The organism is Dokdonella sp. (assembly GCF_035703485.1).
Classification (GTDB): domain Bacteria; phylum Pseudomonadota; class Gammaproteobacteria; order Xanthomonadales; family Rhodanobacteraceae; genus Dokdonella.
Genome location: NZ_DASSYD010000096.1, coordinates 16910 through 32699, shown reverse-complemented (window position 1 = coordinate 32699; position 15790 = coordinate 16910). Strand labels below are relative to the sequence as shown.

At 60.5% G+C, this 15790-nt stretch carries 13 protein-coding genes; 11 read left to right on the top strand and 2 right to left on the bottom strand.

Translation table 11 applies throughout. The features are described from left to right. The 3 genes from VFN25_RS07125 to VFN25_RS07115 all read left to right on the top strand — a co-directional run. Window positions 1-1108, top strand: a 1108-nt coding sequence (locus tag VFN25_RS07125; RefSeq protein WP_325140290.1) for a hypothetical protein, incomplete at its 5' end; no start/stop codon positions are given. 46 nt (window positions 1109-1154) lie between these two features. Beyond that, window positions 1155-2135, top strand: a complete 981-nt coding sequence (gene galE / locus VFN25_RS07120) for a UDP-glucose 4-epimerase GalE (protein WP_325140288.1) — start codon at window positions 1155-1157, stop codon at window positions 2133-2135. Window positions 2136-2201: 66 nt separating this feature from the next. Next, the gene (locus VFN25_RS07115) at window positions 2202-3374 is read left to right on the top strand and encodes a glycosyltransferase (RefSeq protein WP_325140286.1); all 1173 of its coding nucleotides are present in this window, start codon (window positions 2202-2204) and stop codon (window positions 3372-3374) included. 5 nt (window positions 3375-3379) lie between these two features. Here the strand turns inward: VFN25_RS07115 and VFN25_RS07110 are convergent, their stop codons facing one another. Continuing rightward, window positions 3380-4594 (bottom strand): glycosyltransferase, encoded by a 1215-nt coding sequence (locus tag VFN25_RS07110; RefSeq protein WP_325140284.1) that lies wholly within the window; start codon window positions 4592-4594, stop codon window positions 3380-3382. Between the two features lie 136 nt (window positions 4595-4730). Between VFN25_RS07110 and VFN25_RS07105 the strand changes: the two genes are divergently transcribed. The 6 genes from VFN25_RS07105 to VFN25_RS07080 all read left to right on the top strand — a co-directional run bounded on the left by VFN25_RS07105 (window position 4731) and on the right by VFN25_RS07080 (window position 11790). After that, window positions 4731-5882, top strand: a complete 1152-nt coding sequence (locus VFN25_RS07105; RefSeq protein ID WP_325140282.1) for an acyltransferase — start codon at window positions 4731-4733, stop codon at window positions 5880-5882. Further along, window positions 5879-7219 (top strand): O-antigen ligase family protein, encoded by a 1341-nt coding sequence (locus tag VFN25_RS07100; RefSeq protein ID WP_325140280.1) that lies wholly within the window; start codon window positions 5879-5881, stop codon window positions 7217-7219. The genes VFN25_RS07105 and VFN25_RS07100 overlap by 4 nt, the downstream gene beginning before the upstream one ends. A gap of 43 nt (window positions 7220-7262) precedes the next feature. Further along, window positions 7263-8447, top strand: coding sequence for a hypothetical protein (locus tag VFN25_RS07095; protein ID WP_325140278.1), 1185 nt, complete (start codon window positions 7263-7265; stop codon window positions 8445-8447). A gap of 22 nt (window positions 8448-8469) precedes the next feature. After that, window positions 8470-9597, top strand: a complete 1128-nt coding sequence (locus VFN25_RS07090) for a glycosyltransferase family 2 protein (protein WP_325140276.1) — start codon at window positions 8470-8472, stop codon at window positions 9595-9597. A 115-nt stretch (window positions 9598-9712) separates the two neighbouring features. Beyond that, a complete protein-coding gene (locus tag VFN25_RS07085) occupies window positions 9713-10780 on the top strand; it encodes a Gfo/Idh/MocA family oxidoreductase (RefSeq protein ID WP_325140274.1) in 1068 nt (355 codons plus the stop codon). Then, window positions 10777-11790, top strand: a complete 1014-nt coding sequence (locus VFN25_RS07080; protein ID WP_325140272.1) for an NAD(P)-dependent oxidoreductase — start codon at window positions 10777-10779, stop codon at window positions 11788-11790. Before VFN25_RS07085 ends, VFN25_RS07080 begins: the two co-directional genes overlap by 4 nt. On the opposite strand, the gene VFN25_RS07075 is transcribed toward VFN25_RS07080, so the two are convergent. Next, the gene (locus VFN25_RS07075) at window positions 11760-12914 is read right to left on the bottom strand and encodes a glycosyltransferase (RefSeq protein ID WP_325140270.1); all 1155 of its coding nucleotides are present in this window, start codon (window positions 12912-12914) and stop codon (window positions 11760-11762) included. The genes VFN25_RS07080 and VFN25_RS07075 overlap by 31 nt on opposite strands. Window positions 12915-13106: 192 nt before the next feature. Between VFN25_RS07075 and VFN25_RS07070 the strand changes: the two genes are divergently transcribed. Together VFN25_RS07070 and VFN25_RS07065 are read left to right on the top strand one after the other, a co-directional pair. Then, a complete protein-coding gene (locus tag VFN25_RS07070; protein WP_325140268.1) occupies window positions 13107-14660 on the top strand; it encodes an oligosaccharide flippase family protein in 1554 nt (517 codons plus the stop codon). Window positions 14661-14790: 130 nt separating this feature from the next. Beyond that, the gene (locus tag VFN25_RS07065; protein ID WP_325140267.1) at window positions 14791-15786 is read left to right on the top strand and encodes a polysaccharide deacetylase family protein; all 996 of its coding nucleotides are present in this window, start codon (window positions 14791-14793) and stop codon (window positions 15784-15786) included. Window positions 15787-15790: the final 4 nt, after the last annotated feature.

Genomic DNA, 15790 nt, shown 5'->3' with positions numbered 1-15790 from the left:
CGGATCGAGCGTGCGCGCACAAGTGAGCGGCTTGCTCGAATACCGCGATTATCTGGGCGGCGCATTCGGCAATGAATTTCGCGGCACCATGGATGCCGTGGTCGACTGGACGCTGATCCCCGATCGCTTGAAATGGGGCTTCGCCGACAATCTGGGCCTCAACCCGATCAACCTCAGGCAGCCCGATACACCGGACAACCTGCAGCAAACCAATGTGTTCACAACCGGGCCGACCTTGCAATTTCGACTTGGTCAGGCCACGACCGGATTGGCCGAGCTGAGATACACCGACAGCTATGCCGAGAACACGGACCAGTTCAATTCCGGCCGTACCAGCGCTGCCTTTCGGGCACTCAGGGAACTCGATTCAACACGCCGCCTGAGTGGGAACCTGGAAGTGTCAGATATCAACTACGATAACAACAGTGAGCAAACAGACTACAAGCGCTACGCCGGATACGCCGGCTATACGCAAAAGCTCACGCAACTGGATCTGGACCTCGCGCTCGGCTATACCTCGCTTGATTTCACCCAGGGTGATAATGCCGACGGGCCGCTGATCCGCGCCAAGCTGGCCTGGCGGGCAAGTCCACAAAGCACCTTCGGGCTTGGCGTCTACCGTGATATCTCCGACGTGGTGAGCAACCTCGTGGCTGACACTTCCGCGCTCATCGACGGATTCGGAAACATCAGCGTCGGCGGCGAGGCCATCAGTCCGGATGTCTTCAAGAGTGATCGCGTCGCAGCAAGCTACGGATTCGAATCGACTCGAATCAGTCTGACCTCGGCCGTATCAGCCGACAAGGTTCGCTACGTAAGCGACAACGCAACTGACTCCAACCGCAACGAGTTCGGCGCCGAACTGGATCTTGGCTACAAATTGCGACCGAATCTGACCCTGGGAATTCTCGCCGGCTTCGTAAAGCGCGATTACAAGACCGATGGCGGCGACACCAGGGACACCTTGTTCGGTGCCTATTTGCGCCATCAGATGAGCCGACACTGGGGCTGGCGTCTGGATTTGAATCGCAATGAACGCAATGGCAACGGCGATAACCCTTCGTACAACGAAAACCGGGCCTTTGCGCGGCTGATCTACAGCCGATGACGGCAACGACGGCAGTATCAAGAGTCGACAAGGCGCAGGAGTCGAAATGAAATCCATTCTGGTCACCGGCGGTGCCGGCTACATCGGCAGTCACGTCGTGCGCCAACTCGCGGAGCGCGGCGAGCGTGTGCTCGTACTCGACAACCTGAGCAGTGGTTTCCGCGACGCCGTCATCGGTGCGCAGCTGATTGTTGGCGACACGGCCGATCGAAGCCTTCTAGACGATCTTTTCAGCCGCCATGAGATCGATACGGTCATGCATTTCGCCGCGCATACGGTCGTGCCCGAATCGGTCAGCAATCCACTCAAGTACTACGCCAACAACACCTGTGCGACGCGCAACCTGCTCGCCGCTTGCTCGGCCGCTGGTGTCAGCCAGTTCGTGTTTTCCTCGACAGCCGCGGTCTACGGCATGCCCGACAAAGGCGTTGCCGATGAGAACACGCCGACCCAGCCGATCAATCCGTATGGAAGCTCGAAACTGATGAGTGAATGGATGCTGCGTGATCTCGCCGCGGCCACGCCGCTGCGCCACGCCATCCTGCGTTACTTCAATGTTGCCGGCTGCGATCCGGCGGGCCGCATCGGCCAGTCGACCCCCAACGCAACGCTGTTGATCAAGGTCGCCTGCGAGCATGCGGTCGGCAAGCGCAAGCAATTGCTGGTCTTCGGCACCGACTACGACACGCCGGATGGAACGTGTATCCGCGACTACATCCACGTCGACGACCTCGCTGCCGCGCATCTGAAATCGCTCGACTACCTGCGCGCAGGCGGTGATTCCGTCACGCTCAACTGCGGCTATGGCCACGGCTACAGCGTTCGCGAAGTGATCGATGCTGTGGAGCGCGCCCATGGCAAGCCTCTCAACGTCATCGAACAACCACGCCGTGCCGGCGATCCTCCCCGGCTCATTGCCCGTTGCGACAAACTGAAGTCGATGCTCGATTGGCAACCCGGTCACGACGACCTCGATTTCATCGTGACCACGGCGCTGGCCTGGGAACGGAAACTGCTCGATGCTTGAGCATCGCCTCGTGCGGGCAGCATCCGAATCTGTCGACAATCTCGCCCGCGCACTCGGCAAGTCGTCATGAGTCCGCCACGGATCGCCCTGATCACCCCGATGCTGCCGGTCGATCACGACCAGACCCGGGGCCGCTATATCTACGAAACGGCACGCGCCTTGTCACGCCTGGCCGAAGTCCGCACCTGGTTCATCCAGCCGCGCTATCCGCGATTGCCCGGACTTTCCCCACGCAGTTTCCTGCACGATGACATCGGCCCTGATTACCGGATCGAGGGCATCGATGTCGAGGCGCTCAGCTATCCGGCCATTCCGGGGCTGTCACGCGTGCTCAACGGAGTCGTTGCCAGCCGCCTGCTGACGCCGCGGCTGCGCCGCTTTGCGCCGGATCTGGTGCTCGCCTACTGGGTCTATCCCGATGGCCATGCCGCCCTGCGCACAGCAAGAAACCTCGGCATACCTTGCATCGTCGGCGCGCGCGGCTCGGATATCCACGTGCGCTCGGGGATCAACGCGATCATGACCCGACGCACGATTGCCGGCGTCGATCGCCTGTTGACGGTGAGCAAGGCCATGCGCCTGGCTGCGATCAAGCAGTTTGGCGCCTCCGAAAATCGCACGCTGACCATCAGCAATGGTTTCAACACCGGAATCTTCCGCCCGCTCGATCGCGTTGCGATGCGCAACAAACTCGGCATCGAGCCTCAAGCCAGGCTGGTCATCTATGTCGGCCGGCTGGTCGAAAGCAAAGGTCTGTGCGAGCTGATCGAGGCCCACCGCCGGCTCGTCCAGCGCAATCGCAATCTGCGCCTGGTTCTGATCGGCGATGGTGTCATGCGTGAACGGCTCGGCACCCTGATTTCAACGAATGGATTGGAAAACAGCGTCCTGCTTGCCGGCGGTTGCGAGCCCGAACAGGTCGCCGAGTGGATAGCTGCCGCAGATCTGCTGACCTTGCCAAGCTGGTCCGAGGGCTACCCGAACGTGGTCGTCGAAGCCATCGCCTGCGGCCGACCCGTTGTCGCCACCGACGTCGGCGGAACCCGCGAAATCATCGACTCCTCGAATGGAATCCTGATTCCCGCGCGCAACGTCGATGCGCTGGAACGCGCCCTCGATGACGCGCTGGAACGCAGCTGGGACCACACCGCCATCGCTGCAGCCATGCGCCGAACCTGGGACGATGTCGGCCGCGAAACACTGGCTGTCTGCGAACAGGTGATCGCAGAGCAGCGTTGAGGCGGTCACTGGGGGTCGAGCGTGTCCCGAAAATCAATCAATTGACGGATGTTGTGTTTCCACTGTCTCTGCTCGCTGACATAGGTACGCGCGGCAGCGCCGACCCGCGCGAGCTCGTCGGCCTCGCGGCTGTGCGCGAGAACCTTTTCCACTGCGGCATCGAGATCGCCGGCCTTGAACATCCAGCCAGTCTGGCCTTCGACCAGAACTTCGCGGATCGGGTCAAAATCCGGCGCGATCGGTGCAATCGAGCAGGCCATGAATTCAAACAGTTTTACCGGCGATGTGTAGTCGCCGGCGTTCGGCAGAATCGCCATGTCCATCGCCGCGAGCAGACCCGGCACCTCATCGTGGGAGACACGACCGGCAAGCACGACTTGGTCACCAACGCCCTTGTCGGCAACAAACTTCTTGAGTGCGGGATAGGTCGCGCCATCCCCGACCAACAGAAGTTTCAAGTGCGGCGCATCGGCGAGGCGTGGCGCAATCTTGTGCACGAATGCATCGATCGCATGCCAGGGCACGAATGCACCGAGGTAACCACACACCACGCGACCTTCAAGATCCCACTGCCTGCGCGCATGATCGCGCTGTTCGGCGCTGAAACTGAACTTGTCGATATTGGCCGCGTTTGGCGTGATGATGGTCGGCGCCAGTTCGCCGTGAGCGGCCATGGCTCGATCACGAAACACCGTGGATACAAAAACCAGGCCGCTTGCCTTGCGGAATATCCAATGCTCGATGGCCATGGCCAGACGCTGGAAAAACAAGGGTCGGACGCGAGTGACAATGGCCGAGTCGTTGACTTCGAGAATGATCGGAAGCTTGCGAAGCCGGGCAATCCAGACCGTGGCAAAAAGGAACAGCGAGTAGCGTTCGTAGATGAAATCGACATCCTTGTTGGCGCGCAGCCAACGCAGGATGCGCCAGCCGACCACCACGTTGTAGGCCACTTCCGCCAGCTCGAAAATCGGCTCCGGCATTTTAGAAAGCAGACGCATCCACCAGTTGGCCTGGCGTGTCGGCGACATCGCCTTGGGGCTGGCATAGGGGTCCGCTCCGGGCAGGGACATGATGTCGACGCTGTGCCCGTCTGCACGCAGCGCATCGGCAATGCCACGGATGTGCACACCCTCGACAGCCTTGCCCTGGGTGCGATGGTGGTAGAGAACATGCCTGGGAACGGCAGCAGGCGAATCCGGCATCGTATAATCGTCCATTTCGAGGGAATCCGGAGCCTCGCCGGCCTCGCGGAGAGTTTCAGTTGCAGATGCGAAGAATACAACGCCAGATCGATCTGATAACGTCACGCGCCAGGTTCTCCGCAATCAATTCAGCGCCGCTCGGGCAATCGACATGAAGACAAGGGACAATCAGGGTGCGCCAAGACTTCCCCTGCACATCCCCTCACTGGACGGCATGCGTGCGTTATCCATCGCGCTGGTGATTTTCGCACACGCGGCCTCGACACGCCTGGCACCGGCCTTCCTGGATCGACCCGCGTTCACTTCGCTGGGTAACGTCGGGGTTCGATTTTTCTTCATTATTTCGGGCTTCCTGATCACCACCTTGCTGTTGCGTGACATCGATCGTCATGGCGGCATCCGCATCAAGACTTTCTATATCCGCAGAGCCTTGCGCATCCTGCCCGCGGCACTGGTCTATATTGGCGTGGTCTGGTTGTTCTATCTTGGCGGATTGATCGAACTCAACTACCACCATCTTTCGGAAACCTACGCGAACACTGCCATTCCGGACCTGATCCATGTGTTGAGCTTCACTGCCAACTATCAGCTCGACTACAACTGGTATTTCAATCACCAATGGTCGCTTTCGGTCGAGGAGCAATTTTATTTCCTGTGGCCTTTTGCGCTGTTTTTCTTCGGTGTGCGCTACGGCTTGCGTGGTGTCATCGCGACGATATTGATCGTGCCGTTCGTGCGCCTCGGCATGTACCTGATTGATCGTCCCGACCTGGCTTTGAGCCGCGAGTTCCAGGCCGTCTGCGACTCACTTGCCATGGGCTGCCTGACCGCAATCGCCTACAACCGCTTGATGGAAAATCGCATCGTCCAGAAGCTGACCCGCTGGCCAGCGATCCCTATCGGCGGGCTATGTATCGCGATCGGCTATGGCGTCGCCTATCTGTCGCGACCACTGGCCTATATCGCCGGTCAGACCCTGGCCAATATCGGGATTGTCCTGCTGCTTCTGCACGTGATCAGTCATCCGCGCGATCTGGCTGGGCGCGTCCTCAACACGCGTCCATTGATCGCCCTCGGCGTGCTCAGTTATTCGCTGTACCTCTGGCAGGAACCCTTCTTGTACTTTCGCGGAACCAGCTGGTTCACGGCATTTCCGCAGAATATCGTGCTCGCGTTTGCCGCGGCCTGCGCCTCGTATTTTCTTGTCGAGCGGCCGTTTCTTGCTCTGAAGGATCGATTTGGCAAGACCCCGGCCAAGGCGTTGGCGCCGCCACCCTCTGCTGAGGGCTCGCCGCCACCATGATTTTTGCGTCTTATCTGTTTCTGCTCGCCATCACGGTGCTTCATCCGATCGAGGCGTTTGCACCGGGTCTCGCCGAATATCGAATCGTTCTGGTTCTTTCCCTGGTAGTCCTCGCGATGTCGGTCTTCGGTGCCGTGCGCAACCGAACCATGGCCGCGCGGCCACGCCACCTGATCCTGCTCGGCGCATTGATGGTGGCGATCATGATTTCACGCGTGGCCACCGGCTGGGCCGGCGGTGCGGTGCCTGCGCTGATCGAGTTCAGCGCTCCGGCACTGTTGTTTGTGGTCACGATCCTCGTGGTTACCACGACCGAGCGCCTGCGCAAGACCTGTGCCGTACTCGTGCTGTGCATGATCATGCTCTCGATTGCCGGTATCGCCGCCTACCACAAGGGATTCATGCGCGATGAACTCGTCGTTGCCGAACACGGTCAGGTCAAGGATGAGCTAACGGTTACGCCCAGCGATGTCATTCCCGCCGACGATGATTCCGGAACAACTCTGTGGCGTATTCACAGCTGGGGTTTTCTCAGTGATCCGAACGACTTTTCACAAGCGATCGTGATGGTGTTGCCGATGCTCATGGGAGCCTGGTTGCGTCGCAGGTCGCTGCGCAATCTGGTTCGAATCTGGGTGCCTTGCGCCCTGCTCATCTATGCCAGCTATCTCACCCATTCCAGAGGCGCCATCCTTGGCCTGAGTGTCGTCATTCTGTTTGGTTTGATGCGCAAACTGGGGCGCTTTCGAGCCGGCCTCCTGCTCGCCTTGTTTGGCTTCGCCGCCGCGGTCGTCGGATTCACCGGAGGCCGCAGCTTTTCCTCCGAAGGAGCATCGGCCGGGGGACGTATCGCGGCCTGGAGTGAAGGCCTGACGATGCTTGGTTCGCACCCATTCGTCGGCGTCGGTTTCGGCAACTTCACCGAACACTTCTATTACACCGCGCACAACTCGTTCGTGCTTTGTTTTGCCGAGCTGGGCCTGCTTGGCTACTTTTTCTGGGTTGGCATGATTGTGCTTGTCTTCAAGGAAATGAGTCAGGCAGCCCAACTGGCCCCCGAAGACAGCCCTGAAAGGCGCTGGGCCATCCTCTTGCGCTTGTCCCTGCTAGGCTTCCTGACCTGCGCACTTTTTCTCTCGCGAACCTATCAACCGACGCTCTACATCCTGCTCGGACTGTGCATCGCCAGTTGGCATTGCGCGGAAAAGACCTGGAGCGACGAGACCGAGACGCCAATGCCTGCCGTGCCCTGGATCGCATCGACGATCGGCACGATGATCGCCAGCATCATCATCATCTACATGATCGTCCGCTTCCAGAACACCTTTGTCCTCTGACCCGAATTGTTCAGCCGTCCCTACTTCGTAGAAAATCCACGCCATGAGCACAATTCTGATCTTGCTGGCCTTTGTCATTCTCGTTGCGGCGGGTGTTGTCTTGCAGCAAATGCGCAAACGCCATGTCAGTGGCTGGCTGATGGGCTGGTTGCGACAGGATTGGCGTGGCGCGCCGCTGCCAGAGGGAACAACCCGGCATCTGATGTTTTGCTTCGTCGATCACTACGAGCCAGGCTGGGGCAAACCGGGCTACGAGATCGAATGCGAGCGCGTGGCACGCTGGCGCGAGGACTACCCGAAACTGTGCGCAAATCATCGCGATGCCGATGATCGCCCGCCGGTGCATACATTCTTCTTTCCCGAGGAAGAGTATCGCCCGGAACATCTCGATGCCCTGGTTGAAATGTGCCGCATGCAACTGGGCGAAATCGAGATTCACCTGCATCACGATCAGGACACCGAGGAAAACCTGCGCGCGACCCTGCGTGGCTTTACCGAAATGCTCGCCGATCGCCACGACGCGCTGCCGCGTGACGCCGACAGCGGCCAGCCGCGCTGGGCCTTCATCCACGGCAACTGGGCACTCGACAACAGCCACCCGACTGGCTTTGGATGTGGAATCAACAACGAACTGATCATCCTGCGCGAAGAGGGCTGCTACGCGGATTTCACCTTCCCGGCGGCACCGGATCCGTGCCAGCCAAGCACGGTCAATCGCATCTACTACGCAACCGACGACCCGGACCAGCCCAAATCACACGATCGCGGCGTGCGTGTTCGCGTCAACGGCCAACCGAGTGGCGATCTGATGATCATCCAGGGTCCGCTCGGTTTCCGCTGGCGCAGCCGCAAGTTCGGCCTGATTCCACGTATCGAGAATTCGGATATCCGTGCGGTCAGCCCGCCAAGTCCTGATCGCATCGATGCCTGGGTCGATACCGGCATCCACGTCGAGGGTCGGCCGGAGTGGACCTTCGTCAAGATCCACACTCACGGCACCCAGGAGTGCGATCTGGATACCTTGCTCGGCGCGCCAATGGAGGCCGCCTTCAGGCACCTGGAATCGCGCTATAACGATGGCAAGAAATGGAAGCTGCACTACGTCAGCGCCCGCGAGATGTACAACATCATCAAGGCGGCCGAGGCTGGCTGCAGCGGTGACCCGGGACACTATCGCGACCATCTGATCCCGCGCCCGGCCTATGCGCCGCGCCGCGCATCGAACTGACCCGAGCGGACGGCCTGAATTCATGCTTGCCACCCTGTTCTTCGTATCCGTGTTCCTGATCGCTTTCACCTACGCCGGCTATCCCGCGCTGATCGCCCTGCTCGCCCGCCTGCGCCCGCGTGGCGTGTCCCGATCCGCGCTTGACGCAAACACTACGATCATCATGGTGGCGTACAACGAGGAGGTTCGGATCGCCGATAAAATCCGCAATTGCCTCGCCCAGCGTTACCCGAGAAACCTGCTGCACCTGCTTGTCGTGTCCGATGGCAGTGACGATGGCACCAACGCCATTGTCGAGGGATTCGCCGCTGATGGAGTCCGCTTGCTGGCGTTTGCCGAACGTCGTGGCAAAGCCGCCTGCCTGAACGATGCTGTCGACGCGAGCAGCGACGAAATTCTCGTCTTCTGCGACGTGCGCCAGACTCTGGTGGACAATGCCGTCGCCAATCTACTGGAAAATTTCGCCGACGAGAATGTCGGTGCGGTCAGCGGTGAACTGGCGTTCCGCAGCGAGGAGATCAGCGACTTCGGCGAAGGCGTCGATGCCTATTGGCGCTATGAGAAATTCATCCGCCAGAAAGAAGCCGAATTCGATTCGGTGGTCGGTGTCAGCGGTGCGCTGTACGCAATGCGCCGAGAACTTTGGCAGCCCATTCCCGATTCCACCATTCTTGATGACGTACTGATTCCGATGCACGTGGTCGCCCAGGGTCGACGCGTCGTTTTCGACCAGCGCGCGATTGCCTGGGATCGCCCCTCAGCGGCTGCCGCCGACGAAGAACGGCGCAAGGTCCGCACCCTGGCTGGCAACTTCCAGCTATTCACCCACCACCCGGGACTGCTGGTGCCGTGGCGGAATCCGTTGTTCCTGCAAACCGTTTGCCACAAGTTGCTGCGCCTGCTTGTGCCGCTGTTGATGCTTGCAGCCCTGCTCAGCAATGCCTTGCTCGCACGTGAAAGCATCGGCTGGCGAATGCTGCTGTTGGTGCAACTGGCTGTTTACGGCCTTGCCATCGTCGCTACATTCTCAACACGCGTGCGACACAATCGCCTGCTGCGCCTGCTCGCCGCGTTCTTCCAGTTGAACGGCTTCGTCGTCCTCGGCCTGATTGAATTTCTCAGCAACCGTGACGCGCATCGATGGCGCTAGAAGTGACTCAACGACGCATCAGGAGCACGATGGCGCCATCGATTAGAATAGGCCGCTTGACGCCGGCGAATCAGTCGCCCAGCGCCGCAACCAACAGCCTTTGGAAACGCAAACCTTGAGAATAGGAATTGTCGGCTGCGGCAAGATTGCCGATGGTCATGTCGAACAGATCCGCGCGATCGGTCGCGGCGAGGTCGTCGCAGTGTGCGATCACGAAGCATTGATGGCCGAACAGCTCGCCGCACGCATGAAAATCCCGGCGCGCTACACCGAGCTTTCGCGCATGCTCGATGAACAACGTCTCGATGTCGTGCATATCGCCACGCCTCCGGCCGCACACCTCGCCATCGCCCGTGAAGCGCTGGCCGCGGGCTGTCATGTGTTCGTGGAAAAGCCATTCGCACCGACGGCAGAGGAAGCGCAGGCGATTTTTGATTGCGCGCGCGAGAATGATCGGCGTGTCGGCGTCAATTATCTGTACAACTTCGAGAGTCCGGGCCTCGAGCTGGAGAAGCTGCTGGCGGAGGGTGCGCTTGGCGAAATCGTGCATCTCGATACAAGCTATGGCTACAACCTCGGCGGCGACTATGGCCTCGCGGTGATGGCCGATCCACGCCACTGGGTTCATGGCTTGCCCGGCAAGTTGTTTCACAACGTGCTCGACCACGTGCTCGCCAAGGTCGTCGCCCATCTCGATGACGACTGCTCGGTCCAGGTCGAATCGTTTCGCCGTCGTGAAGCCAGCGGCGACGATGTCGTCGATGCCATGCCGGACGAACTGCGCTTCCTGATCCGCAGCGGGAATGTGACCGTTTCCGGTCTGGTCAGCGCGCATGCACGGCCGGTGTCGCATGCGATGAAGGTTTACGGAACCACTGACAGCGTCGAGCTCGATTACGCGACACGGACGCTGGTGCGTAGTGCGCAGCAGACCCAGCCCAGCGCGATCGGTCGCCTGTTTCCGGCATGGACCCAGGCGCGCCGATTTGCCGGCAATGGCTGGCGCAATCTGGGTCGCTTCAGGCGCCACGAATTTCACTATTTCGAAGGCATGCGGGTGTTGCTCAATCGCTACTACGACACGATCGAGGGACGTGGCCCGGATCCGGTTCCGGCTGAACACATCCTGCGCACCGCCCACCTGATCGAGCGCATCGTAGCCGCCTCGAAGGTGGCGCCATGAAGGTACTGGTCACCGGCGCGGGAGGTTTCCTTGGTCGGCGCATTTGCGCCAGCCTGCTGGCGGCGGGCGTCGATGACTTGCGACTGCATTTCCGCGCAGCGGCGCCGGAATCGTTGATGACCGAATTGCGCAATCGGTTTCCCCAGGCACATATCGAAGCCATTGGCGCGAACCTGCTTAATCGCGGCAATCTTGGCGACATGGTCGCCAATGTCGATTGCATGATTCACGCCGCCGCCGCAATGCGCGGCTCGGCAGCGGACATGTTTGCCAATACCGTCATCGGCACGCGCAACCTGCTCGAAACCGCGGGCGCGGCAAAGGTTCGGCGCATCGTCCTGATCAGTTCGTTTTCGGTGTATTGCACCGAACCGTTGGCGCGCGGTGCCGTGCATGATGAATCGGTCGCGCTGGAGGCCGATGGCGTCGACAAGGGTCCGTATGCACATGCCAAGACACGCCAGGAACAAATGTTCATGGAATTCCGTGAAGCGTTCGGCTTTGAATCGGTGGTATTGCGGCCCGGCGTGATCTATGGCCCCGGTGGCGGAGCCTTTTCCTCACGCGTCGGCATCCAGGCCATGGGGTTTTTCTTCTCGCTCGGTCGCGGCGCCCGCCTGCCCCTGACCTACGTCGAGAACTGTGCCGATGCGATCGCCATCGCCGCCCTGCGTGGCGAACCGGGCAGTGCTTTCAATGTCGTCGATGATGACTTGCCGACCTGCAGCGCCTATCTGCGCGGCTACCGGCGCAACGTCGCGCGCTTGCGTGTGCTGCCGGTTCCATACTGGGCGTTCCTGCTTGGCGCGCGTTTCCTGAAGCGTTATCACCGCAAATCGAAAGGCCAGCTTCCCGCCGTGTTCACGCCCACCGTGGTGCGCTCGATGTACCGACCCTTGCGCTACAGCAATGCCGCGCTCAAGGCACTGGGATGGAAGCAGGGCGTTGCCACCCGTGATGGCATGCAGCGGACTTACGATTACCTGCGCGAACAACTCGCGTCGCGATAGAACGCATCGTAGGCATCTCGCATGACCTCGATCGAGGCGTGCGCGCGGACCCAGTTCGAGGCCGCCGTCCCCAGTCTCAGGCGCAGCTCGGCATCGGCGAGCAATCGATCAAGCGCGGCGGTCATGGCGACATCATCGGCTGCCGGCACCAGCAAACCGGTTTCGTTGTCGCGGATGATCCCGGCATTGCCGCCGACATCGCTGGCCAGCATTGCCAGTCCGCTTGCGCCCGCTTCGAGCAAGGCGATCGAGATGCCTTCGGTCAGTGAAGGCTGGGCGAAAACATCGAAGGCCGGCAGCAGGGATGCGATATCGGTTTGCGCACCGGCGAGTACCACGTGATCACTGACCCCGGCGCTTGCCGCCTGTTTGGCCAGGTCGCCGGCAAGCGGACCGTCGCCGACCAGAACGAGCTTCAATCGGGCATGTCGCTGCAGCAAATCGGGCATCAATGCGATCAATTGGGCGTGGTTTTTCAGGGCCACCAGTCGGCCGACACAACCGAGCAGAAGATCGTCGCCGTCGAGCCCAAGTCGTGCCCGTGCGGCCAGCCGTCGCGACGGTGACATTGCAAAGTTTTCGACCGGGATGCCATTGAGCACGGTCACTGCACGAGCGGCTGCAACGATTCCGCTGCTGACCAGATGATCGCGCACCTGATCGCCAACCAGGGCAACCCGCGCGGTTCGCCACAACGAGGCGCGATACAGCCAGCGCAGTCGCCGCTGGCTCAATCGCGTGCCCATGTTGTGGCAGGTGTTGACCAGCACCGGCGCACGCGGCAATGCGAATGCACTTGGTGCGGCATAGTAGTTGGGCACAAAATTGTGTGTGTGCAGGATATCGATCGAGCGCTCAACCAGGATCTTGCGCAATAGCGCGAGCAAACTGCGGTCCAGCGTGCCGTGCTTATTGCCAACGATGACCGGCACACCGGCAGCTTCTAGATCGCGACGAAATCCATTGGTCGCGAGCAGACTGAACACGGCGACTTGCTGGCCGCGAGCATGCTGGGCGATGGCGAGATCGCTGACCACGCGCTCGAGACCTCCCGTTTCCAGCGTGTCGACCACATGGAGCACGGACGGCAGGCCATTCGGTTTGGGCTGAGGGGAGATTTCCATCGATTGCCGCAACATCTGGAGCAGACTGGACTCTATCAGGCGATGGGCGAAATCTGCACGGCTTGAGAACGTTCGCCGGTTAGCCGCTGTCACAAAATGACCGTATCATCTGCCGTGGCCGCTCATCGCGCCAGACGCGACCATGATCCGATCCCGCCCGACCTCAGCCGCCAAACCGGAACCCTGTCGAAAATGAAGCAAGCGTTCGGCCCCGGAACTGCCTTGCGCGCCGCTTTGCAGATGACGGGTTCCACCTATGTCATCTATGCAGCAGGACTGATCGTCAGCGCGCTGATCGCGCGCAGCATCGGCCCCGATGAATTCGGCCGGTATTCCTACCTGGTCTGGCTCGCCGGCGTGCTCATCCTGGTCAGCAATAACGGATTGACGACGTCCGGCATCCGCTTTGTTTCCGAAGGCCTGGGTCGTGGTTCGCCCGAAGATGCCGCGAACGTGCACGGCTGGCTGCTCAAGCGCCAACTTGCCTGCATCGCCCTGGTCTCGCTGCTCTATCTCGTCGCCATGCCCTACTTCCGTCCGTCCGGATGGGAGTCGGGAAGCCTGTGGCTGTTCGCTGCCATCGTCCTCGTCAGCAGCACAGCGAAGACGATGTATCTGTTCAACATCTCGATTGCCAAGGGACATGGCCGATTCGATGTCGAAGCCTACTCGGCGATCGTGATCAGCCTGCTCAACGCGATCGCGGTGGTCATCCTTTGGTGGATGCATGCGGCGCTGCTGGCTTACCTGATCCTGTTTGCGGTCACCTGTGTTGCCTATGCCGGCTATGCCGCCATGAAATTGCGCCGCAGCGGTATCCGTGCGCGCTTCCAGCCCCTCGATGCCGCATTGCTCAAACGCCTACGCCATCATCTGCTATGGACAGTGGTGTTGACCGTGGCCGCGGTGTTCAGCAACAAGTCGATCGAGACCTGGCTACTCAACGATCAGATCGGTGCCGCAGAGGTCGCCTACTTCACCATCGCCGCGGCCTTGACTCGCGGCGGGCTCGATCTGCTTTCATCGGGGCTCAACACCGTGCTCATGCCATCGATGGCGCATGCCTTCGGTGCAAGTGGTCAGCAGCGGGTCAATGAAATACTTTCCAACGCCCTGCGCTACTTCCATTTTCTTGGCTTGATGCTGGCTGGTGTCGGCGTGCTCTGGTCGGAACCCGCAGTTTCCCTGATGTATGGACCGCGCTACGCCACCGTAGTCGACCTGTTGCGGATCATGGTCGTGGTCGGCGGTCTGACCTTGTCGGAAGGTGCCTTTGGCGCCCTGCTTTCGACAACCGACAACCAGCGCGTGCGCGCGATTTTTGCTTCGTTGTCGATTGTATTCACGGCAATCGCCGCGTTTACATTGATCCCGACCTACGGCCTCTATGGTGCCGTTGCTGCTCACGCGATTTCGCGCATGCTGGTTTTCATCCTGACCCTGGCCGGCATCGTGCGCATCATGTCACTGCGCCTGCCCTGGCGTGAAATCATGCTGTTGTTTGCCTCGGCGCTGGTTGCTGCCACGGTGTCCGGCGTCATGATCTGGCTGCTGCCCGGGCTCTGGATCCAGCTCGCTGCCGGAGTCATCTACGCCTTGATCCTTGTCGGCATGACCCTGCGTCTGCGCGCCTGGAATCATCACGACGCCAACGAAGTACTGATGCTGATCGAGCGCTACCCGTCGATACTGGGCTGGATTACCCCGACGGTCAGGCGCTGGCGGGATGGTTTGGAAAAAGCTTAGGACAACGCCTTGCAATATCGGGCGATGCGTCGATAATCAAGTTCGAATGGGGTTGGGGTCGCCGCTTTTCGTTCGCGCGCAATTGGCCGCGTGGCATCCCGATTCCTGAAATTCGTGCAAAGGGAGGGGCATGAAACTTCGCAAACTCGCGAACTTTCTCGACAAGAGCCGGTTACGGCCTGTGCTCGCCGCCTGCATGCCGGCGCGCGGAATCGTGTGCCTCAACTACCATCGAATCGGTGACGGCAGCCGCTCCCGACTTGATCGCGGGTTGTGGAGCGCAAGCGCGGAGGCCTTCGATCGGCACCTGGCCTGGCTGAAGCTTCACAGCGAGGTGATTTCCCCGGCTGATATCGACATGGCACGCAAGGATGTTCGCAATCGCCACGTCCTGATCACGTTTGATGACGGCTATCAGGACAACTACGATCTCGCCTTCTCCACCTTGCAACGCCACGGTCTGCCTGCGACATTCTTCATTGCCACCGGATTCATCGATGACCCGCGCCTGCCTTGGTGGGACGAAATCGCCGGCCAGATTCGCTGCACCGAACACGGAGCGATCGACTTGCCGGAATGGCTGCCCGAGCCGTTGCCGCTGATTGTCGGCGAGCGTGAGCCGGTCATCCGCACCCTGTTGCGAAAATTCAAATCCTTGCCCGGCGAAGAAGCAGACCGCTTCCTGTCCGACCTGCGCGAGGCGACCCAGGCATGTCCGACATCCCTGCATCACGAGGATCTCTGGATGACCTGGGACATGCTCCGCGAAATGGATGCGGCAGGGATGACCATAGGCGGGCACACGGTCAACCACATCGTCCTTTCACGGGCCCCGGCGGAAGAGCAATGGGAGGAAATTTCCACCTGTGCCACGCGCATCGAGACCGAGATCGGCAAGCGCATGGACTACTTCGCCTATCCCGTCGGCGACCGCAACTCGTTCAACAAGGATTCCATCGATTGCCTGCGCCGGCTCGGCGTTCGCTATGCGTTCTCCTACTATGGCGGTCTCGCCCGGGCCGATGCAGATTGCTATGACATGCCGCGGATCGCCATCGAGCCGCATGTCGATCAAAGCTGGTTCCGCGGCATCATCGAACTGCCACGCCTGTTCGGCCGCCAGTAATTGT